Origin of the sequence: Pedobacter sp. FW305-3-2-15-E-R2A2 (genome assembly GCF_038446955.1) — a bacterium.
Taxonomy (GTDB): Bacteria; Bacteroidota; Bacteroidia; order Sphingobacteriales; family Sphingobacteriaceae; genus Pedobacter.
In genome coordinates, this window is sequence record NZ_CP151803.1 from 1,885,963 (window position 1) to 1,907,141 (window position 21,179).

The 21,179-nt window shown below is 42.2% G+C and carries 16 protein-coding genes; 8 read left to right on the forward strand and 8 right to left on the reverse strand.

Annotated features, from left to right (window positions below; translation table 11 throughout):
• Positions 1 to 84: 84 nt before the first annotated feature.
• From AAFF35_RS07850 to AAFF35_RS07870, 5 genes are all read right to left on the reverse strand, one after another.
• Positions 85 to 1,266 carry a hypothetical protein gene (locus tag AAFF35_RS07850; RefSeq protein ID WP_342331874.1) on the reverse strand — a complete coding sequence of 394 codons (1,182 nt, stop codon included), beginning with the start codon at positions 1,264 to 1,266 and terminating at the stop codon, positions 85 to 87.
• Positions 1,267 to 1,277: 11 nt separating this feature from the next.
• Positions 1,278 to 2,555 (reverse strand): aspartate kinase, encoded by a 1,278-nt coding sequence (locus AAFF35_RS07855; protein WP_342331875.1) that lies wholly within the window; start codon positions 2,553 to 2,555, stop codon positions 1,278 to 1,280.
• 2 nt (positions 2,556 to 2,557) lie between these two features.
• The gene (locus AAFF35_RS07860) at positions 2,558 to 3,364 is read right to left on the reverse strand and encodes an RsiV family protein (RefSeq protein ID WP_342331876.1); all 807 of its coding nucleotides are present in this window, start codon (positions 3,362 to 3,364) and stop codon (positions 2,558 to 2,560) included.
• Positions 3,365 to 3,435: 71 nt separating this feature from the next.
• Positions 3,436 to 3,903 (reverse strand): GNAT family N-acetyltransferase, encoded by a 468-nt coding sequence (locus tag AAFF35_RS07865; RefSeq protein WP_342331877.1) that lies wholly within the window; start codon positions 3,901 to 3,903, stop codon positions 3,436 to 3,438.
• Complete coding sequence (locus AAFF35_RS07870) at positions 3,903 to 4,595, reverse strand: YggS family pyridoxal phosphate-dependent enzyme (protein ID WP_342331878.1); 693 nt, start codon at positions 4,593 to 4,595, stop codon at positions 3,903 to 3,905. The genes AAFF35_RS07865 and AAFF35_RS07870 overlap by 1 nt, the downstream gene beginning before the upstream one ends.
• 71 nt (positions 4,596 to 4,666) lie before the next feature.
• On the opposite strand from AAFF35_RS07870, the gene AAFF35_RS07875 reads away from it, so the two are divergent.
• From AAFF35_RS07875 to AAFF35_RS07900, 6 genes are all read left to right on the forward strand, one after another.
• Positions 4,667 to 5,170 carry a DUF4296 domain-containing protein gene (locus AAFF35_RS07875; protein ID WP_342331879.1) on the forward strand — a complete coding sequence of 168 codons (504 nt, stop codon included), beginning with the start codon at positions 4,667 to 4,669 and terminating at the stop codon, positions 5,168 to 5,170.
• 8 nt (positions 5,171 to 5,178) lie between these two features.
• A complete protein-coding gene (locus tag AAFF35_RS07880; RefSeq protein ID WP_342331880.1) occupies positions 5,179 to 7,551 on the forward strand; it encodes an endonuclease MutS2 in 2,373 nt (790 codons plus the stop codon).
• A gap of 49 nt (positions 7,552 to 7,600) precedes the next feature.
• Positions 7,601 to 8,698: a PQQ-dependent sugar dehydrogenase gene (locus tag AAFF35_RS07885; protein ID WP_342331882.1), complete on the forward strand. Its 1,098-nt coding sequence runs from the start codon at positions 7,601 to 7,603 to the stop codon at positions 8,696 to 8,698.
• Positions 8,699 to 8,746: 48 nt separating this feature from the next.
• Positions 8,747 to 9,448, forward strand: coding sequence for a CoA transferase subunit A (locus AAFF35_RS07890; RefSeq protein ID WP_069380508.1), 702 nt, complete (start codon positions 8,747 to 8,749; stop codon positions 9,446 to 9,448).
• Between the two features lie 17 nt (positions 9,449 to 9,465).
• Entirely contained in the window at positions 9,466 to 10,125 is a 660-nt protein-coding gene (locus tag AAFF35_RS07895; protein ID WP_342331885.1) for a CoA transferase subunit B, read from the forward strand.
• 705 nt (positions 10,126 to 10,830) lie between these two features.
• Complete coding sequence (locus AAFF35_RS07900) at positions 10,831 to 14,520, forward strand: gliding motility-associated C-terminal domain-containing protein (protein ID WP_342331886.1); 3,690 nt, start codon at positions 10,831 to 10,833, stop codon at positions 14,518 to 14,520.
• Between the two features lie 564 nt (positions 14,521 to 15,084).
• Here the strand turns inward: AAFF35_RS07900 and AAFF35_RS07905 are convergent.
• Positions 15,085 to 15,735: a uridine kinase gene (locus AAFF35_RS07905; protein ID WP_342331887.1), complete on the reverse strand. Its 651-nt coding sequence runs from the start codon at positions 15,733 to 15,735 to the stop codon at positions 15,085 to 15,087.
• Entirely contained in the window at positions 15,725 to 17,005 is a 1,281-nt protein-coding gene (locus tag AAFF35_RS07910; RefSeq protein WP_342331888.1) for a LysM peptidoglycan-binding domain-containing protein, read from the reverse strand. Before AAFF35_RS07910 ends, AAFF35_RS07905 begins: the two co-directional genes overlap by 11 nt.
• 183 nt (positions 17,006 to 17,188) lie before the next feature.
• Between AAFF35_RS07910 and AAFF35_RS07915 the strand changes: the two genes are divergently transcribed.
• Together AAFF35_RS07915 and AAFF35_RS07920 are read left to right on the forward strand one after the other, a co-directional pair.
• Positions 17,189 to 17,668: a DNA starvation/stationary phase protection protein gene (locus AAFF35_RS07915; RefSeq protein WP_342331889.1), complete on the forward strand. Its 480-nt coding sequence runs from the start codon at positions 17,189 to 17,191 to the stop codon at positions 17,666 to 17,668.
• 103 nt (positions 17,669 to 17,771) lie between these two features.
• On the forward strand, positions 17,772 to 19,586 hold the full coding sequence (locus AAFF35_RS07920) for a UbiD family decarboxylase (RefSeq protein WP_342331890.1): 1,815 nt from the start codon (positions 17,772 to 17,774) through the stop codon (positions 19,584 to 19,586).
• Positions 19,587 to 19,690: 104 nt separating this feature from the next.
• On the opposite strand, the gene AAFF35_RS07925 is transcribed toward AAFF35_RS07920, so the two are convergent.
• Positions 19,691 to 21,178 (reverse strand): outer membrane protein transport protein, encoded by a 1,488-nt coding sequence (locus AAFF35_RS07925; RefSeq protein WP_342331891.1) that lies wholly within the window; start codon positions 21,176 to 21,178, stop codon positions 19,691 to 19,693.
• Position 21,179 lies beyond the last annotated feature (1 nt).

Consider the following 21,179-nt stretch of genomic DNA (forward strand, 5'->3'; position numbering starts at 1 on the left):
TGGTTAATCAAAAATAACTAAATCATTAAAGTATAGCCTTTTGTAAATGTTAAAGTATGTTAAAGAATGTTAAAATATAGTGCGTTAGTAATGCTGCTCGATGGTCGCATCAATAATCAGGTATCCGTCCTTTTTACTTTGGGTGAAAATCAGGAACCGGTGATTGTCTGGTTTGACCTTGTACTTCTTTACGAGGTTTTCGGCCTTGTCCTGGTAGTTCCTGGCAATGACATTTCCCCTTAAATCTTTTTCTTTTTTAAGCTCAGTGGAAGGGAGGAGGCGATTGATGCGAAACCTTCTGCCCGGGAATTCAGGAACGATATGCGCTGAGGTATAAAGTTGCGTTTGTGAATGTAGCTTTTGAAGACCGTAACGGGAAGCAATCAGGTTGAATGCGCCTCCTTTAAGCAAGGCGGTATCCGGCTCATAAAGGTATTGTTGTAACTCCACAGCGGTGATTTCTGCAGCAGTATCCTCTTCTCCTTTGAAAAAGCTAAAGCTTTTCTCCTGTTCATTGAGGGTAGTACAGACGATCTTTACCTGTGCTACCGTTGTTTTTTGCAGGATCCAGAGCAGTTCTTTGCATTCATTTCTGACACTGACCACATGGATTTCTGCTACATTTTTCAGTTCCTTTAAACCCGCGCTAATGTCCAGCAGCGGGGCTGTTTTGATGATGACCCTGTTGGAATGGGACAGGAGCAGGTCCAGATTGGTGACCACATCAGGGGTACAATCCTTTAGCATAAACACTTTTCCCGCCTGACTTCTTCTCGCAGGATCAATGTAAATATTATCGAATGGTGCTTTTGTGTTTTCCAGGTATGCGATGCCATCCGTGGCCAGAAACTGAATGTTGTCCTGGCCCAGGGCTTTTGCATTCTGGGCTGCAATCGCTGAAAGATCTTCATTGATCTCGCAATGCGTCACAGATTTCAGTCTTTTGGAAAAATAAAAGCTGTCTACGCCAAAACCACCGGTCAGGTCTATCAGTGTTTCTCCTTGTGTCAGGCTTGCTTTATAGGTCGCTGTACTTTCAGAAGAACATTGCTCAATAGATAGCAGCAGGGGGTAATAGATGCCTTCCTGATGATACCAGGTAGGTAGTTTCTTTACAGACTTATTTTTGGCGGCAATCTGGTTGGCCAGTTCTTTCGAACTGACCTCAGGAAAAGGACTTTTAGCCATAGCGATTTTAGATACATCATCATTTAAATGATGATTGATGTATTGTTGTACTTCGCTATCTAAAATATGAGGGTTCAAAAGCTGATGATTTAGGAGGCTGTAGTCTGGTCTTTCATTACAATCTGACAGGTATGTCTGCTTTTCACTTCCAGCAAGATGTTTTTATTGACCGTCACCCGATCAATCGTTTGCTGGTTGTAATACCTGATGGTTACCAATTCCAGGCCGGTATTGTACTTCACTTTATACTGTACAGACAGCGCTTCAATCAGTTTTTGTAATTTTTCAGGATCCTCATCAATACTTACCGAAAAGCTGATGGCAGAGTTCAGCATGGTATTGATCTTCACTTTATGCTTATGGAAAAGGCTGAAAATATCGCTTAAGTTTTCTTCGATAATGAAAGAGAAATCTTTAGGGAAAATGGAGATCAGGACCTGCTGTACTTTAAAGATAAAAGAAGGGACAGGCAACTGGTTTTCCGATGCGGTAATGTCAGTTCCTTCTGCTTCAGGATGAAGGAAAGAACGCACATATAAAGGAATGTTTTTATTCTGAATTGGCTTAATGGTTTTCGGGTGGATCACCGTTGCCCCATAATAGGCTAGTTCTATGGCATCATGGTAAGACAGCTGTGGAATCCGCTCCGTTTCATCAAACCATTTGGGATCTGCATTGAGTACGCCCGGAACATCTTTCCAGATGGTTAAGGATTGTGCATTCAGGCAGGAAGCGAAGATCGCTGCCGAGTAATCAGATCCTTCACGCCCTAAGGTGGTGGTGAAGTTTTCGCTTGTACCGCCAATAAAACCCTGGGTAACGCCAATCTGATGCTCGAGAACAGGGCTTAACCCGGTTTTAATTTCTTCCTCCGTTTTCTCCCAGTTTACATTTCCTTCGCGGTAATTGTTGTCGGTCTGGATAAAGTTTCTGGCATCCAGCCATTTTGTAGGGTGGCCTGCAAAGTTTAAATAGGCGGCCACGATCTTTGTAGACACAATTTCACCGATGGAAACGATCTGGTCATAGATATAATCCGGGGCATCTGTCGGCTCTTCTTCAATCAGCCAGTCGATCTCCACAAAGCTATTGGCAATGTCATTATATACCGGATTTTCATGGTCCGGGAATAACTTTTCCAGGATGCCAAAATGATAGGCTTTTACTTCTTCAAAAAGCTGATGCGTTTCTTCCTGTTCGCCATGCAAATAGGCGCGGGTGAGTGCTTCCAGCTTATTGGTCATTTTTCCCATCGCAGAGACCACGATCAGGAGTTTTTCTTTGGGATAGCGTTTAACAATTTGCGCAAGATTGATCACGCCTTCTGCATCTTTCACAGAAGCACCTCCAAATTTAAATACGAGCATAATTATAGTGTCGGACTGAGTAAAGTATTAGGTTTAGCAACGGCTTTTAGTTCAGGGAAGGGAATCAACAATTCAGTGCTTCCATAAGCGTAAGCTTTAATTTCGTATGGATTGTAAAGGAATTTTAATCCTTCTTTAGTAATGGTAAAGTTCCGGTTTAAAGCGAAGGTATCTTTTTCGAAGAAATAAGTGTCTTTCAGGCTCGTTGCAGGACTGATCTTCTCATTTTTTCTAAAGATTTTCTCTGCGATAGCATTCAGTTCAGGAAGACTTCCTTCTTTGATCAGCGATTCCAGCGTAATTTCTTTCAGGGTCTTTGGATCCAGGTTCCAGTACACCATGGCACTATTTGGATGGGCACCACCGGCATAACTTACATTACTATGCTCCAGACAGAGGTAATCCGGTTGGTTAACGAGCACTTTCGTTTGATCGTCTAAAAACCAGGCGCCGTATTGTGCGATTTCCGGATCCGCATTAACCTGGTCAAAACCTGCAACAAAAGAAGCGGCCATGTCCTTGTAATTCTTTGGTTTCTGGCTATCTGGATTTCCTGCAGCATCAATGGTTTTTTTCTCTACCAGCTGGTTTAATTGTTCATTTGAAAATACCGGATAGACGATCTTTGCATAAGCGGTATCGGCTTTGCCTTTTTCAGCGGCTGTAGTAGACTTACTGAAAACCTGGAGGCTGTCGTACTTGTAAGTTAAACTGCTGTTGGCAGTGCTGTCTACGGAGTTGGCTGTTTTCTTTTCACTTTGACAAGCGATAACGCTTAAAGAAATCAATAGTATACCTAGTCTTTTCATCTGTTATTTTATTTAGTTAATACAACCCTGCTTACTGCAAAGGTCATGCCTGTCGATCTGTATCCACCGGATTATTGTGAAATCTGTTCTTTTGAAAAGGAAGCATTTAACCAGCCGGTTTCAATCTGGGCAGCATACTTATTGTAAAAATTGATCGCCGGTTCATTCCAGTCGAGCACCTGCCAGGTCATTCCGTTATAGTTCTTTTCCTGTGCTTCTTTCATCACTGTTTCAAAAAGGATTTTCCCTACACCTTTCCCTCTGTAGCTTTCCGTAACCAGGAAGTCTTCCAGGTATAAACGGCAACCTTTCCAGGTCGAATATCTGGTGTAATATAAGGCAAAGCCGATGATCTGATGTTCATCTTCGGCCACAAAAGCTTTCCATACCGGTGTTGCGCCAAATCCGGCATCCTCAAATTCTGCGAGGGTTACAGTTACTTCTTCCGGTGCTTTTTCATATATAGCAAGTTCATTGATCAGTTCTAAAAGTCTGGCGCAATCTTCTTGTTTTGCAACTCTGATGATGATGTTATCCATTAGGCTTCCTCTTTCCAGTGTTTAATTTTTCTTTTACCAAATATACTGCTGCCCACGCGAACCATGGTACTTCCTGCTTCGATGGCCAGTTTATAATCTCCGGACATGCCCATAGAGACCTCTTTGAAGCTGTCTTCTTTTCTGAAGAAGCTCAATTTAATACCGTCAAAAAGGACTTTCAGTTCCGTAAACTCATCAAGGGTTTGTTTTTCCAGGGCATTATTGCTGGCAATTCCCATTAAGCCGACGATCCTGACGTTTTTCAGGGCGGCAAATTCTTCTGAGCGCAGCAGTTCGATTGCTTCGTCAAAGCCCAGACCAAACTTCGTGTCTTCGTCTGCGATATAGATCTGAAGCAGGCAATCAATTACTCTTTTATTTTTTGCCGCTTGTTTATCAATTTCCAATAACAATTTTAAGCTGTCAACAGATTGGATCAGGCTGATGAAAGGGGCAATATATTTGACCTTATTGGTCTGTAAATGACCGATCAGGTGCCATTCAATATCTTGTGGCAGTTGTGCTTGTTTCTCTACCAGTTCCTGTACGATGTTCTCGCCAAATACCTTTTGTCCGGCGTCATAAGCTTCCTGTACGGCCGCCGCTTCCTGGTATTTAGAGACGGCAATTAATTTCACCGCGATCTCATCCAATTCGTTTTTATATTTTAATAAGTTATCTGCTATACTCATTTATCAGTATTTTTGGTAAAATTAAGAACCTTAGCGAACTTTGTCTAAGAAATAATGATGTTTTAAGCATAATGAGAAACTTTCTATATATAGTCTTCCTTTTTTTACTGATTTCAGGCTGTAAACCCGGTATTCCCAAGCAGATCATTCAACCTGATCAGATGTCGGGAATGCTGGCTGATATCCATATCATTGACGGTTATGTATCGTCGATTCCAAGTTCAGATTCTGCGAAAAAAGTGGCTGCATCCTATTATAATGGGATCTATAAGAAGTATGGAGTGGATTCTGCAAAATATGCAAAGAGCATGGCGTATTACAATAGTGCGCCAAAAGTATTGGATGAGATCTATACCAAAGTGGTGGCCGAACTGAGCAGACAGAAATCGATTGTGGTCAAGTCGGACTCCTTGTCGAATGTGAAAATCCAAAAAGCGTTATCGTTAAAAAACTCTGCTGATTCGCTATTGAAAGCGGATCCGGAGTACAAAATCCGTTTTCTTCTGAAAGATACCACGAAGAAGAAAATCGATTTTATTCAACCAAAGATGGTTTATAAAGAACCCAAATTATAAATATAAGTATGTTATATCCGGAGAATTGTTTAGAGCGTTTGGGTTTTAATGAGGTCAGACAACTTATTCATAAACACTGCTTAAGCCCGATGGGACAGCAGATGGTCGATAAAATGCAGGTCATGACGAAGTATGATCAGATCAATAAGTTTTTACGACAAACCAATGAATTTAAAAGTATCCTGGAAAACCAGGAACCCCTGCAAATCAGTACCTTTTTTGACATTAAAAGCCTTGCTGATAAGATCAAAGTAGAAGGAACGTACCTCGTAGAAGAGGAATTGCACCAAATGTATGCCTCCCTGCAGACCGTATTTTCGGTGCTCAGGTTTTTTGAGGAGAGAAAAGAAGTTTACCCTAACCTGGAAGCCTTATTGGAACACCTTCCTGTTGAAAAGAATATCCTGAAAAGAATTGAGACTGTTCTTGATCCCAAAGGGAAAATTAAGCCAAATGCTTCTGTGACTTTGCAGACCATTATCGGCGAGATTTCCAAAGCAGAACAGGACGTCCGGAAACGGATGGATTCCATTTTTAAGCAGGCTGTGGGTAACAACTGGGTGGCAGATGGAAGTCTGACCATTAGAGATGGAAGGATGTGTATCCCAATCCTCGCTGAAAATAAAAGAAAACTGAAAGGTTTCATTCATGATGAGTCTGCCAGCGGACAAACGGTGTATATGGAACCGGAAGAGGTCTTTACCTTAAATAATAAGCTGAGAGATCTGGAGTTTGATAAACGCAGAGAGATCATTAAGATCCTGATTGCGCTGACGACTGATCTGAGGCCTTATACGCCCTTGTTATTGTCGTACCATGGATTCCTGACCAAACTGGATTTTGTTCGCGCAAAGGCCTTGTTTGCGATAGAAGTAGAAGGCGATATGCCGGTACTAATCAAGGAGGCACAAACCAAGCTGATCAATGCCCGTCATCCTTTGCTATACCTTTCTTTTAAGGCCGATAAAAAGACTGTTGTTCCACTGAACATTCACATTACCCCGGAGCTTAGAATCGTATTGGTTTCCGGCCCAAATGCGGGTGGAAAGTCGGTTTGTATGAAAACAGTAGGACTCTTGCAGCTGATGGTGCAATCGGGTTTGCTGATTCCTGTTCATGAATCGAGTGAGGTGGGGATTTTTGAAAATATCTTCGCCGATATCGGTGATGATCAATCTATAGAGAGTGATTTGAGTACCTATAGTGCCCACTTAACAAAAATGCGTCATTTCGTAGCCCATGCTTCTCCGAAAACACTGGTGCTGATCGATGAGTTTGGAACAGGTACTGATCCTCAGTTTGGAGGACCAATGGCCGAAGCGGTATTGGAAGTGTTAAACAATAAGAAAGTAAGGGGAGTGATTACGACCCACTATTCTAACCTGAAGCTTTTTGCCGGCAATACCCCCGGACTGGAAAACGCATCGATGTTGTTTGATAACGACAGAATGAAGCCGCTTTATGTGTTGGAGCTGGGAAAACCCGGAAGTTCTTATGCTTTTGAAATTGCGCAGAACATCGGACTTCAGAAAGAAGTGTTAGAACTGGCCAGAGCAAAAACAGGAACGAACCAGAACAGGATTGACAGCTTACTGGTAGATCTGGAAAGGGAGAAAAAGCAGATTTACGATACGAAACTGCATTTATCTACCCAACAGAATAAGGTGAAAAACCTGGTGGCTGAAAATGAGAAACTGAAGCTGTTTTTAGATGAAAACAAGAAAGTGCTCCTCAAAGAAGCGAAGCTGGAAGCGCAGGCGATCATTAAGAATGCCAATAAGCTGGTCGAAAATACCATTGCCGAAATTAAAGAGAACCAGGCCGATAAAACGGTTACCAAGCAATTGCGCCAAAACCTGCAAAAGGTCTTGGTTCAAAATCAGGTCAAAGAAGAAAAGAAACCGGAGGTTGCGGTTCCATTAAATACGCCTATCGAGGTAGGAGACTGGGTACAGCTGAACAATAGCGAGACCACGGGTCAGGTATTGGAAATCAACCGGGATAATCTGGTGGTCGCCTTAGGTGATTTGCGTTCTGTTTTAAAGAAAAACAGGGTCTACAAAATCAGCAATAAACAGGCTAAAAAAGCCATCCAGAACAACTCTTATACCGGAAGTATTTCTGAGGCGATTGGCAACTTTACGGCAGAACTGGATCTTAGGGGAATGCGTGGCGATAATGCGCTTCATGAAGTAGAGAAGTATCTGGACAAATCTATTATGCTGGGCTTTCCTTTCATTAAGCTGATCCATGGAAAAGGAGACGGAATTTTAAGAAAGCTGATCCGTGAATACCTGAAAAAATACAGTCAGGTAAACCGGGTAGAAGATGAACATGCGGATAGAGGGGGCGATGGCATCACCTACGTATATTTCAATTAAATAAACATATTCAGGACATTGCTGTTATATTTATAAAAAGCAATGTCCTATGAAATCCTTAATAATCAGTGTAGTTGCAGTTTTGTTGAGCATTTCTGCCTGCAAGAAAAGTAAATCCGGAGGAAACGGAAATCCGCTTCCCGATGCGGAATTAAAAACCCGTGTACTGAGTTCAGGCCTGGTTCATCCCTGGGAAATGATTTATGGTCCTGATCAGCAGATCTGGATGACCGAGCGACCGGGAAGGATCAGCAGAGTAGACCCTCAGACGGGAAAGGTAACCTTATTGCATACCATTTCTGATGTTGTCTCTAATGGAGAGGGTGGTTTGCTGGGGATGGCTTTACCTCCCAATTTTACGACTAGTCCATGGGTTTATGTAGTGTATAATTATACGACTGGCGGAAATTACAGGGAAAAGGTAGTTCGTTTTAATTATGCAAATGGAGCTTTGACTGCCCCGTTTACGATCATAGATCAGATTCCTGCTTCCAACATTCACAATGGCTCCAGATTGCTGATTACCTCCGATCAGAAACTAATGATCAGTACGGGGGATGCGAGTAATGCTTCCAGTGCTCAAAATACTAATTCTCTTTCCGGTAAAATCCTTCGTTTAAATCTGGATGGCAGCATTCCTGCGGATAATCCAAATGCGGGTAGCCCACTTTGGAGCTTCGGACATAGAAATCCTCAGGGATTAATCCAGGTAGGAGATAAGATCTATGCTTCTGAACATGGAGCAAATAGCGATGATGAGATCAATTTGATTTTAAAAGGAAGGAATTATGGCTGGCCGAATGTGGAAGGGTTTTGCAACACTACAGCAGAGCAGGGTTTTTGTACGATTAATAATGTGGTTGAACCGTTGTTCGCCTGGACACCTACCATCGCCACTGCGTCCATTTCCTATTACAATTCGGATTATATCCCGCAATGGAAAAACTCTTTGTTACTCGTTAGCCTGAAGGCTTCTAAGCTGACACAGCTGAGCCTCAACCCTGCGGGGGATAAAATCACGGGAGCGAAAGATTTTCTGGTCAATGAATTTGGCCGGTTGAGGGCCATTTGTCAGTCGCCGGATGGGAAGATTTATATTGGAAGCAGTAATGGGGGCAATGATAAAATTATAGAAATAGCTAAATAAATTGTTGGAACACATTTTATACTATAATTTAGTAGCAAAACCTTATATATGATCAATAAAGTAGTTTCGGGTGCTGATGAAGCCATCAGCGATATCGAGAATGGGAATACCTTAATGCTCGGCGGTTTTGGACTGTGCGGTATTCCTGAAAATTGCATTACCGCTCTGGTAAAGAAAGGCGTGAAAGATTTAACATGTATATCCAACAATGCAGGCGTAGATGATTTCGGAATCGGACTGATGTTACAACAACGTCAGGTAAAGAAAATGATCTCTTCCTATGTAGGTGAAAATGCGGAATTTGAACGTCAGCTGCTGAGTGGTGAGTTGGAAGTAGAGCTGATTCCACAAGGAACATTGGCAACAAGGTGCATGGCTTCCGGATATGGAATGCCTGCAATTTTTACTCCGGCAGGAGTAGGTACAGAAGTGGCCGAAGGAAAGGAAGTGCGGAATTTTAATGGCAAGGACTACCTTATGGAATATGCTTTTGATGCTGATTTTGCAATTGTTAAAGCCTGGAAGGGAGATACTGCAGGAAACCTGATCTTCAGGTCGACGAGCAGGAATTTTAATCCCGTAATGGCGATGGCAGGAAAGATTACGATTGCTGAAGTAGAAGAGCTGGTGGAAGCAGGGGAGCTTGATCCTGATCACATTCATACGCCCGGTGTATTCGTTCACCGCATATTTCAAGGTGCCGGTTATGAGAAAAGAATCGAGCAACGTACAGTTAGAACAAAAAATTAATCCTATAAATTATTAGTATGTTGGATAAGGACGGAATTGCGAAGCGTATCGCAAAAGAAATCAAAGACGGATTTTATGTGAATTTAGGGATCGGCATTCCTACTTTGGTGGCCAATTATATTCCTGAAGGAATCAATGTGGTATTGCAGTCGGAAAACGGGTTATTGGGAATGGGACCATTCCCTTTTGAAGGAGAGGAAGATGCAGATTTGATCAATGCGGGAAAACAAACGATTACAACATTGCCTGGATCTTCGATCTTTGACTCTGCATTGAGCTTTGGCATGATCAGGAGTCAGAAGATAGATCTTACTATTTTAGGGGCTATGGAAGTGTCGGAGAACGGTGATATTGCGAACTGGAAGATCCCAGGGAAAATGGTGAAAGGAATGGGTGGTGCAATGGATCTTGTGGCTTCTGCAAAGAATATTATTGTAGCGATGCAGCATGTAAATAAAGCAGGGGAAAGTAAGCTTCTGCCGAAATGTACGCTGCCGCTTACCGGAGTGAATTGTATCAAGAAGATCGTGACTGAGCTTGCGGTATTGGATGTGCTTCCTGAAGGAGGTTTTAAACTGATTGAAAGAGCACCGGGAGTGAGTGTGGATTATATCAGACAGGCGACGACAGGTAAATTGTTTGCAGATGACAATGTTCCGGAAATGATTTTTGATTAGTACGGGTATTTTATAGAATTGAAACCGTTAAGGAACTGAGTTTAGGAGTTCTTTAACGGTTTTTTTTTTTGTTTAAATATTAGTGATTATGAGACTTTTAGCCCTATGGTAGGACGGTTTTCTTAGTTAAATTTAGATAACGATGTATATCTCGGATTAGAATTTACGGAAGAAGCCGAAAATCCTGGATAGAGTAGGCGCTATTAAAGTTTTTGGTGCTTTTTGATGTATAAAAGTAACCTGATGTTATGGCATGGTATGCTTTAATGAATGGAGATCCAACGGTCGCAGCGAGATACAGGTTATTACCTGGCTACACGCTAGAGAATCCTCCTCCATGTGGTTCTGGTTGCGTAATCTGCGCTATTTTTGTCGAGGGAAATTCAGACATACCGATAATAAGTGAAGGTCTTATGAATCGGATTGCAACCGGTTTGGTTACAGGAACTCGGCAACGTCCTGCAGGTTTCCCACCTCCGCCTTACGATGTATTGTTAAGGTGTTAAAAAAGAGGCTGAAAATTCTTCCCGGGAGTTTTCAGCCTTTTCTTGTTAGAGATTGTATGTTATTTGTTTGTATTGAAAAATTATTGATTTTTATATCAAAATGTTTGTTTGGTAAATTTTGTTTTTTCTTTCTACTTTATTTAACCTTGCTTTAGTTGTATCGGTACTAGACTAAACGGGGGAAATAAATTTCTGAAAAATGAACTCCAAAAAAAGATTTTATTGGATAACTTATATTTTATTTTTTCTTTCCTTCTTGTTTTTACAGGCAGCTGGGCAGGTTTGTGGAACTCCCGGAAAAGATGGGGTTGGTAGAAAAAAAGTAAATAGTTCAGATTATTTTCTGAATACCTATTTTTCACCTTCGGGGGAGATGGATCTTCCCGCCGGATCCCGGCAGATCAGGCTTGATGGGGTAAGGAGGGATCTTACTCCAGTATTCATTGATGTTGAACCAGGTGATCTGCTTTTGATTATTCAAATGCAGGATGCTACGATTCATGCTTCAAACGATGTTTTGTATGGGGGGAACTCGGCAAACTCAGGTCCGGATCAACTGGGGGGGACAGGCTATACTGATTTGGGAAATACAGGAAAATATGAATATGTTGTGGCAACCAACTCAGTGCCGGCTACGGGTGGAGTTTTAAACTTTATAGGTTCAGGATCAGGTAGAGGAACGGTTAATAATTATGTGAGTAGTTTGCCGACTCCCTCCCGGGGCACACGAACTTTTCAGGTGGTTAGAATTCCTCAGTTTAGCAATATTTTAAATAATGATTTCGATTATGGTGCTCTGAATCTTTCCTGTTTTAACGGAAGAACCGGAGGAATCTATGCGATACATGTTGCTCAAATGTTAGATCTAACCTTGTCCGGCTTCTATGTCGGGCAAAGAGGATTCCGGCCGGGCTATAAGAGTGACGACTTTCGTGCCGGAACTGCTTATACGACTTCTTTAGCGGATGGACTCTCCCTCGTAAAAGGAGAAGGCATTGCCGGAACACCCAGGTATACAACTTTAGGGGTATATCCTATAGATCAAGGCTTTCAGGGACTTCCTATGGGAGATTATGGAAGAGGTGCAGCAGGAAATGCTGGCGGAGGTGGAGCTGGGGGAGGGGGAGGAGGAAATGGTGGAGCCGGAGGTCGGGGAGGTGGTGAACCTGGGACCGAAGGTCGGCCAGGGAGTGCTGTGTATAGGGCTGGTTCTTCTGATTTTAGCCGCTTGATTATGGGCGGGGCAGGAGGAGGAGGAGATAGCCAATATCTTTTTCCAACAAAGGGGCATTGGCAGAACTATCCTGGTTTGGGTGCAGGAATCATCTTGATCCATGCAGGGAGCTTGAAGGGGGATTCTTATTTATTTGCTCAGGGTATCGGTACTCAAGGGGATGGAGGAGGAGCAGGGGGAACCATTTTTCTCAATGTGATGAATCCTTATTCTCCTCTTTCCTCCTTAAAGTTAGAAATCGACGCAAGTGGTGGTCCGGCAGGGGATAAAACAGCATTTGGTTATGATTACATGCCCGGTTTAGGCGGCGGCGGTGGTGGTGGACAGGTTTTTCACAATCTTCCACCGGGGATTGCAACTATAAATGTGAAAGGAGGTACGGCAGGAAGACCAAGGCCCAATGAACCAAGACCGCTTGGTGAAGCAGGCCAGGATGGTAATATCGTTACATTTAAGTCCTCAGATTTACCTCCATATTTAAGAATGGGCACTTGTTATCCTGAATTAAGCGCCACGATGGAGCAAGGTAATGCAGGGCTGGTAAAACATCCTGGTGATGAAGTGACCTATGTAGTGAAAACAAGAAATGCTCCCTCTACCGCCAATGCTGCTGGTGTCAGATTGGAAGTTCAGCTTCCCTCAGGTTTTACTTTCAGCAGCGCAACAGCCGCTTATACGGGATATTCTGCAGGACCGGATGTGATCTCTAACCTGAGTAACAATCCGAACCGGCCCTTATTTGGAGATTTTATATTTTTCTCCGGCGATGAAATTACGCTTACGATAAAGGCAAAGGTAGCTTGTAGTACAGCTCCGGGAACCTACCACAGCAGTGCGCAGGCTTTGTATCTCGATCCGACACGCACGGTGCTGGATTCAAACAGAAGAGTAAGTCCATTGATCAATGCATTTCAAGACACGCAGACCCGCTATGAAACCGGATCTGCGGGTAATGTTCCTGGTAGCAATTACGATGGAAATCTGGCTGCAAGTACTGCCGATGATGTGGTGATTAAGACGATATCGATAGAGAATAATGTGATCAGTATCCCTCCTGGTCAGGTCATTTGCATCAGCGGAAATCCGGGTTTGATTGCTGGAACGGTGCCGACCGGGATAGGAGCTGGTTTTTCCTACCAATGGCAACAATCGGCTGATCACATCAATTTTACGGATATCTCTGGGGAGGTTTCCAAAGACCTTGATCCTGCACCGATTACTGTTTCCACTTATTACCGTCGCCAGGTGTTTTCTTTGGGATGTATTTCCGCGACAAGTTCCAGTAATGTTGTGTTTTTTAAAGTGTTGAAGCCTTTACCTATTGTTGATTTTGAACTTCCTGATATTTGCCTGAAGGATGGCACCGCCATATTCAAAAATAAAACGGTAATTGAAGATGATGCTGACTTAACTTATCTCTGGGATTTCGGTGACGCAGAGAATTCGACTTCCAATAATCCAAATCACTCTTCTGGGAAGGATGGGTTACATAAATATGTCCGTACTGGTCATTACAACATTACTTTAACTGTTTACAAAGAGGGGAGTTGTCCTACAATCTTATCAAAAGAGTTTACGGTTAATGGAAGTATTCCAAAAGCCGACTTTTCACTGCAAAACACAGTCCTTTGCAGCGGAGAAACACTGATATTTGAAGATAAGGCTTCGGTAGATTTTGGTGAAATTACCAGAATTGAATGGTATTTCGACGCAGGAAACGCTCCTGGTTTGGTAGAAATTGAAGATCATCCCCAAAAAAGGAGCGAGGTGCCTGCCCGTTTATACCCGCACACTTACCCGATGTTTCGAAGCCCGGGAGTTAAACCTGTCAACGTCAGGATGGTTGTTTATTCTGGTACCTCCTGCGTAGATGAGGTCACTAAAACTATTCATTTGAATGCCGTTCCTGAAGTCAGGTTTGATGTCATTCCTCCTATATGCCAGGATGCAGACCCTGTTCAGCTGACACAGGGAAAGGAGATTTGGGGAATAGTTTCCGGTTCAGGGAAATATTCCGGATCCGGAGTTACAGAAAACGGAGTTTTTAGTCCATCAATAGCTGGTGTGGGAAGCCATCAACTGAATTATACCTACGTTAGTGATAACGGCTGTGTATCTGTTTCTAAAACACAAACGATTACTGTTCTTCCCAAGCCATTGGCAGATGCAGGTGAAGATCAAGTACTGCTGGAAGGTGGCCAGGTTCAGCTCGGAACAGCGTTAAATCCAGCTGATTTGAGCTATAAATGGAGCCCTCCTACAGGTCTGAACAGAGATGATGTCCCGAATCCGCTGGCAAGCCCGGATAGGGATATCATCTATAAACTAAAAGTAATGACAAATGGTGGTTGTGCGGCCAACGATGAAGTATCTGTCCGGATTTTAAGGAACCCAGAAATTCCCAATGCATTTTCTCCCAACGGAGATCACATTAATGATGAATGGAACATCAAGTATTTAAGTAGTTATCCGAATGCTACAATAACCGTTTTTAACCGATACGGACAGAAAGTATTTAGCTCGACTTCAGTAGGATCAAAGAATTGGGATGGGAAGTATGAAGGTAGAGATGTACCTGTTGGTGTATATTATTATGTGATAGATCCACATAATGGGAGAAAGATTATCTCGGGATCACTGACTCTTTTGCGATAACAAGGACTTGAGCGACCAAAAATATTCATTTTGAGACTTTTGTCCCTATTATACCCGATATTTCTTATATAAATTTAGCACGATGTAAATCGTAGATTAAATTTATGGAAGAAGCCGAAAATCCTCTAATAAAGTAGGCAATATTAAAGTTTTTGATACTTTTTGATGTATAAAAGTAGCTTACATTATGGCATGGTATGCTTATATTGATGGAAATCCATTAGTTGATACTAGTTATAGAATATTACCACTGTCTTATACTCTGGAGAGCCCTCCAGGATGCAGTACTGGTTGTAGAATCTGCGCTATTTTTCTTAATCAGACTACAACTACTCCAGTGGGTATAGATCCAAATATTTTGGATCTGATTCCGATAGCATTGACTAGTGGTACTCCTCAACGCCTTCCGGGCCCGCCTCCGTTTAACCCGTATCGTGTGCTGTTAAGGTGTTAAGAAGAAAGCTGGAATAATTTATTTTTTTCAGACCTAAGTCAATACAGGAAAATATAATGTGCTGAGAAAGGCGGGTAAAATAAAAAGGGACGCATTTAGCGTCCCTTTTTTTATTCTTCTTGTTTGTGTTTACAGTATTTTACTTTTAAATCAACAGAGATTTCATCTGTGATTTTAATGATGTCATCGGGAGTATCGAAATTGTTGACGATTACTTTATCGCAACTTTCCCGGTAAGGCAGTAAGTATTCATGATATGCCGGAACCACATGATTTACCCATTTGTAAGTCACATCTTCTTCAGAATACCCACGTTCCATTCCATCGCGTTTGATTCTTCTTGCCAGGGCAACTGCATCTTCCGCCTCTACAAATATCCGGTGATCCAGCATGGCTGCGATCTCTTCAAAATGCAGGATGAAAAGTCCTTCTACAATAATAATAGGAGCTGGATTAATCTCCAGAATTTTAGTTACAGCCAAAGGATTATTGAAATTATATTCCTTTTTGTAGATCACTTCACCCTTTACCAGTTTTTTAATATCGAACAAAAACTGCTCTTTATCAATGGTAGAAGGTAAATCAAAATTATATAGTTTGTTTTCTTCCTGAGTCATTTCCCCCACAGGAATGTAATAGTCATCCTGGGATACCAGGGTAACTTCATCATTTTTAAAATGATGTAAGAAACAATTTAAAAAAAAGGTTTTACCGGAACCACTTCCCCCCGCAATACCAATGATAAATGGTTTATTGTTCATTGTCTTGTCCACCGTACGTTAAATTACAAAAAAATCTTTTGTCTAAGGCCCCTAATGCATCAGCAACAGCTTTAGTCATTACAATGATAACATCTTTTGTGGACTCATTCTCTGTAAATTTACCAACAACCTTTGCAAAGGTTGATCTGTTGCTCATTGGATTGGTGATTTTCATGACTGTTCCGATGGGCGCAGTGCGATGTAATACCAGCATTTTTGAGGGGTCAAGATCAGGATCAGCAATCCAGATTCCTGTTCCTTTTTCGTCCATTTGGTTCAGGCCATATCTGCTGGCCGGTAACCTCAACGAAGGATTTTTTATAGAATTTAAGGTATCAGTCGGATTTTCGACTTCATTGTGGGCTGATGGTACTGGTTTTGGCGGATACTGGCCTCTGATTAATAATTTTTGCCCTACGTTTAGTGAGTTGTTAGTGAGTCCGTTTTTTGCTTTCAGCTGATCCATTGTCATCCTATAGGTAGTGGCAATGGAATATATCGTTTCATTGGAAGCAACCGTATGTACCAGAAGTTCTTCAGAAGCAGAAGAAGGAGAGGTTGTAGTTGGGGTGTTCTGTACCGGATTTGTTTGATTTGCTGTGTTTTGAGTAACGTTAGCCGGTTGTTTTTTTGGGAAAATAGGAACCAGAACGTCTTCTTTTTTCTTAATTTCTATAGGAGGGGTCTGCTGAGCTGCGACAGGAGGGGTATTCGGTTTTGTCGTGCTTGCTGTTTCTGCGGGTTGTTCTTCTACTGCATTTTTTGCAGGAATCTTTAACAACTGGCCAATCTGAAGGTTTATTGACCTTAAGTTATTGACCCTCTTGATCTCATTTACCGTGGTGCCATACTTTTCAGCAAGCATATTCAGGTTTTCCTTCTTCTGGACCGTATGTTCGATCAAGCCACCTTCTGCTACCTCATTTACGCTGCTATTGGCGTTGTTACTTTGAGCAGCAGGGCTTGTTTTTCCGGAAGCTGTTGTTCTTCCCGGAGCGGGCTCTGAAACGAAGGGAACATTGGTAGGTACTTTAATGATGACGCCAATTTGTAAAAACTTGTTGTCATTGAAGCTCATAATGTCTTTTGGAATCACACTGTATCTTCTTCCGATAGAATAATAAGTGTCTTTGGCAACTACCTGATGGATAATTAGCTTTTTTCCGTTGCGGTTTTCTACACCTATAGAATCCCTTGTGTTGGTATTGGCATTGGCAGTAGATAGGTTTAAAACCACTGCAAATAACGATACTATATAATATTTATACATTAATGTCCTGTTAAATTTAATGAGCAATTATACGAATAATAAAAGAAAGCGGGAATTTTGAATATTAAACGCTCATTCCAAAGTGGTATTGTACGCCAAAATAACAATTTTCAAAACCATTTATACCCCCTATTGTTATATATGCGATCCCTGTGATCGGAACAAAATAAAAAAATAAATACCATGGACGCAAAAGAAATCAGTTTAAATGAGAAGAAAGTAAAACCAGTAGTAGACATGTTGAACGACTATCTGGCTAATTATCACATGCATTACCAAAAATTAAGAGGCTGTCACTGGAATGTCAAAGGTCAAAACTTTTTCACCCTGCACATCAAATTCGAAGAATTATATACCAATGCCCAGTTAACAATAGATGAAATTGCCGAGCGTGTACTCACACTGGGAAAAGCCCCGCACAGCCGTTTTTCAGACTATATCAAAGAGTCCGTGATTAAAGAAGCAGATACGATTGGAATGAAGGATCTGGATATGGTAGATGCCATTCTGGACGACATGTCTCAGTTGATACAAATAGAAAGAGAGTTATTAGATGCAACCGATGCGGCTGGCGACGATGGCTCTAACGATATGGTGAACAGGTTTATGCAGTTCAAGGAAAAAAACACCTGGATGTTGCGTTCGTTTGCCGGTAAAAAATAATACAACTTCCCCCCAATGATAAAGACCATGCATTTATGTGTGGTCTTTTCTATTTAATGGGGTTTTATGTCAAACAACAATTGTTTAATATCTTTGGCACGTAATGGGATATAAAAGTTTAGCAGAATGTGTTGCCGATTTAGAGAAGCACGGTCATTTAATCAGGATCAAAGAAGAAGTAGATCCATATCTGGAGATGGCAGCAATTCATTTACGGGTATATGAACAGCAGGGACCTGCCCTGTTTTTTGAAAAAGTTAAAGGAAGTCCTTTTCCGGCAGTATCTAATTTGTTTGGGACATTGGAGCGGGCTAAGTTTATGTTCAGAGATAGCCTGGATAAAGTGGAGCAGCTGGTAGGGTTGAGGTCTGATCCGATGAAGGTGCTAAAGAACCCCTTGAAGCTCCCGGGAATAGGTTTCACGGCATTAACTGCTTTACCCTTAAAACAGACTTTTAAATCTACGTTCAGCAAAACCACCATCAGTGCTTTGCCACAGATTGTAAACTGGCCTATGGATGGCGGACCATTTATCACCATGCCACAGGTCTATACGGAAGATATTGACAAGCCGGGAATCATGAATGCCAATCTGGGGATGTACCGCATCCAGCTTGCCGGCAATGATTATATAAAAGACAAAGAGATCGGATTGCATTACCAGATCCATAGAGGGATAGGCGTACATCAGTCTAAGGCCAATGCAAAGGGGCAACCTCTAAAGGTGAGCATCTTTGTGGGAGGGCCGCCATCTCATCCATTGGCAGCAGTAATGCCATTGCCGGAAGGGTTGTCAGAAATGACTTTTGCCGGTGCATTGGGGAACAGAAGGTTCCGGTATTTCTATGATGAGGAAGGTTTCTGTATTTCTGCAGATGCTGATTTCGTCATCACGGGTACGGTTTATCCTCAGGAAAACAAACCTGAAGGCCCTTTTGGAGATCATTTGGGTTATTATAGCTTAACTCATCCTTTTCCTTTGATGAAGGTCCATAACGTATATCACCGCAAGGACGCCATTTGGTCGTTTACGGTGGTTGGAAGACCTCCCCAGGAGGACACCAGCTTCGGTGCGCTGATCCATGAAATCGCGGGATCGGCATTGCCAAAAGAGATTCACGGGTTAAAAGAGCTGAATGCAGTCGATGCAGCAGGGGTACACCCTTTGCTGTTTGCTATTGGAAGTGAGCGTTATACGCCATTTCTTAAGGAACGCAGACCTCAGGAGATTCTGACCATTGCCAATCATATCCTCGGCAAAAACCAGCTCAGTCTGGCGAAATACCTCTTTATTACCGCCCGGGAAGATGACGAAACTTTAGATACACACGATATTTCTGCTTTTATGCAGCATGTGCTGAGCAGGATAGATTTTCGCACCGACCTGCACTTCCATACCAATACAACGATTGATACCTTGGATTATAGTGGCGATGGATTGAACAGCGGTTCTAAAGTCGTGTTCGCTGCTGCGGGAGCAAAGCGCAGAACATTATCTGCTCAGCTTCCGGCGGGATTCAGTCTGCCTGTATCTTTTAAGGATGCACAGGTTGCGATTCCGGGGGTGTTGACAATTCAGGGGCTGCCTTACGAAAGTCAGGATCAGGCAAATCAGGAAGTGGAATCTTTAAATCAACACTTAAAAGGGCAAAACCTGGAGGGGATTGCATTAATCGTGTTATCTGACGACAGCACATTTGCCGCTGCGACTATAAATAACCTGGTCTGGATTACTTTCACCAGAAGTAACCCTGCGTCAGATATTCATGGAATCGGCGCTTTTACGGAGCATAAACATTGGGGCTGCACAGGTCCGGTGATCATCGATGCGCGTAAGAAGCCACACCATGCACCTGAGCTGATTAAAGATCCGGAAGTAGAAAAGAAAATTGAACGCTTTGCCGCATTGTTCAAATAAAATAGAGCGGCGGTTCAAATAAAAAAGATAAGGGCATAAAAAAAGGAAGTAGTTACTTCCTTTTTTTATGCCCTCTATTTAAGCTGAGCTGTTTTTATGTCTGATTAGAACCTAACACCAAACGTTAAGAAAACATTGTTTCTTGCTACTTTAATATTTGCAACAGGTTCCGATTCGTTATTTAAATAATAACCACTCAGGTCTACATTGTTTTCAACACGTTGGTAAGCAAGATCAAAGTAATAGTTGTTGATGCGATAGCCTAAGCCTCCGGTGTATATTTTGGTGGCGAAATAATTGTCCTTATCATTTTTTAAAGCACTGCCATTGTTGCCGTAACCAGCTCTAAGGCTAAAAGCGTTATCCAGCTTATATTCTGCACCAATTCTATAATTTACGGTTTCTTTGTAGTTTGCTTTTATCGTTTGGTTGGCCGCGTCTATCGCTCCCTGATTGTTGTCCTGATCCAAGGAGTAATGCATGGTACTGTAATCGATATAGTCGATGTCTGCAGAAATTAATGCTCTGTTTCCGATCACGTAACTTGCGCCAAATGAACCTTTCAAAGGCGTACGCAATTGATAAGTAAGGCTTGATGTTGCTGTTGGACTTGAAGAAATTCCAGCCTCTGATCCCGCATATAGTTTTGAACTTAAGTTAGTCGATTCCACATCATCAAAATATAGCCAGGTAGGTGTTTGAAAAGTTACCCCAAGACGTAAATTACTTTCTGGTCTGTAGATTAAGCCCAGACGGCCATTGATACCAGAACCTTTAACTTCTGAACTCACATTATAGCTCAGGTCGTACTTGGAATCATAAACGCCATTAAACCCTGATTCACTTACATTACGGTCGTTCAGGTAGCGGACATTTACGAAAGCAATACTCGCTCCGATATAGAATTGATTAGAGATGTTTAATGCTCCTGCAACGTTCAGTTCTGAGGTAGATCCTGTTCTGATTTCTGATTGCTTTTGGTTGCTTATAGATTGAACATTTGAGGAGAATTTGTCTGAAACTGCATTGTAGTCGATCAGGAATTGGTCATAAGCCATTTTTTCAATGGTATAATCGTCCAGTGATGAGCCTGATTTGAATCGGTTTGCTTCTTCAGAAAAGTAACCGGTTACCGAGTTTGGTACCTTTGAACTCTCGTAAGTATGGTCGGCCGTGAAATCATTGTTGCGGTTATAACCTACTCCAAAGACTGCACTGATGACCCCTTTTGAAGGATCCTGGCCTTTAGGTTTAAAAGTAGGACTGTAGAATACTGCACCGATATTATTGAGGTTTAACCTGTCTTTTGAGGCCGTTGTTGTCTGACCCAGAAAGTCGGCCTTTCCCTTTACCATATTGAATTCTGGGGTCAGGCTGAACTCTGATTTTGTGAACAGACCTAAGCCTGCAGGATTGCCTCCTAAAGAGCTCATGTCTCCACCTACGCCGATTTGTGCGCCGCCCATGCTTTTGAACCTCGCAGAGCTTCCGTAATTTGTTTGAGAAAAACGAAGGGCATCAGGGGTATATTGGGCATATAATGATCCTGCAGTAGCTACTGTAGCTACTAAAGATAGTATCAGTTTTTTCATT

What these genes read in the sequence shown, in the direction of transcription:
- AAFF35_RS07855 (WP_342331875.1), bottom strand. Translation starts at nt 2,555, where the DNA reads ATGCTCGTATTTAAATTTGGAGGTGCTTCTGTGAAAGATGCAGAAGGC.
- AAFF35_RS07860 (WP_342331876.1), bottom strand. Translation starts at nt 3,364, where the DNA reads ATGAAAAGACTAGGTATACTATTGATTTCTTTAAGCGTTATCGCTTGT.
- AAFF35_RS07865 (WP_342331877.1), bottom strand. Translation starts at nt 3,903, where the DNA reads ATGGATAACATCATCATCAGAGTTGCAAAACAAGAAGATTGCGCCAGA.
- AAFF35_RS07870 (WP_342331878.1), bottom strand. Translation starts at nt 4,595, where the DNA reads ATGAGTATAGCAGATAACTTATTAAAATATAAAAACGAATTGGATGAG.
- AAFF35_RS07875 (WP_342331879.1), top strand. Translation starts at nt 4,667, where the DNA reads ATGAGAAACTTTCTATATATAGTCTTCCTTTTTTTACTGATTTCAGGC.
- AAFF35_RS07880 (WP_342331880.1), top strand. Translation starts at nt 5,179, where the DNA reads ATGTTATATCCGGAGAATTGTTTAGAGCGTTTGGGTTTTAATGAGGTC.
- AAFF35_RS07885 (WP_342331882.1), top strand. Translation starts at nt 7,601, where the DNA reads ATGAAATCCTTAATAATCAGTGTAGTTGCAGTTTTGTTGAGCATTTCT.
- AAFF35_RS07890 (WP_069380508.1), top strand. Translation starts at nt 8,747, where the DNA reads ATGATCAATAAAGTAGTTTCGGGTGCTGATGAAGCCATCAGCGATATC.
- AAFF35_RS07895 (WP_342331885.1), top strand. Translation starts at nt 9,466, where the DNA reads ATGTTGGATAAGGACGGAATTGCGAAGCGTATCGCAAAAGAAATCAAA.
- AAFF35_RS07900 (WP_342331886.1), top strand. Translation starts at nt 10,831, where the DNA reads ATGAACTCCAAAAAAAGATTTTATTGGATAACTTATATTTTATTTTTT.
- AAFF35_RS07905 (WP_342331887.1), bottom strand. Translation starts at nt 15,735, where the DNA reads ATGAACAATAAACCATTTATCATTGGTATTGCGGGGGGAAGTGGTTCC.
- AAFF35_RS07910 (WP_342331888.1), bottom strand. Translation starts at nt 17,005, where the DNA reads ATGTATAAATATTATATAGTATCGTTATTTGCAGTGGTTTTAAACCTA.
- AAFF35_RS07915 (WP_342331889.1), top strand. Translation starts at nt 17,189, where the DNA reads ATGGACGCAAAAGAAATCAGTTTAAATGAGAAGAAAGTAAAACCAGTA.
- AAFF35_RS07920 (WP_342331890.1), top strand. Translation starts at nt 17,772, where the DNA reads ATGGGATATAAAAGTTTAGCAGAATGTGTTGCCGATTTAGAGAAGCAC.
- AAFF35_RS07925 (WP_342331891.1), bottom strand. Translation starts at nt 21,178, where the DNA reads ATGAAAAAACTGATACTATCTTTAGTAGCTACAGTAGCTACTGCAGGA.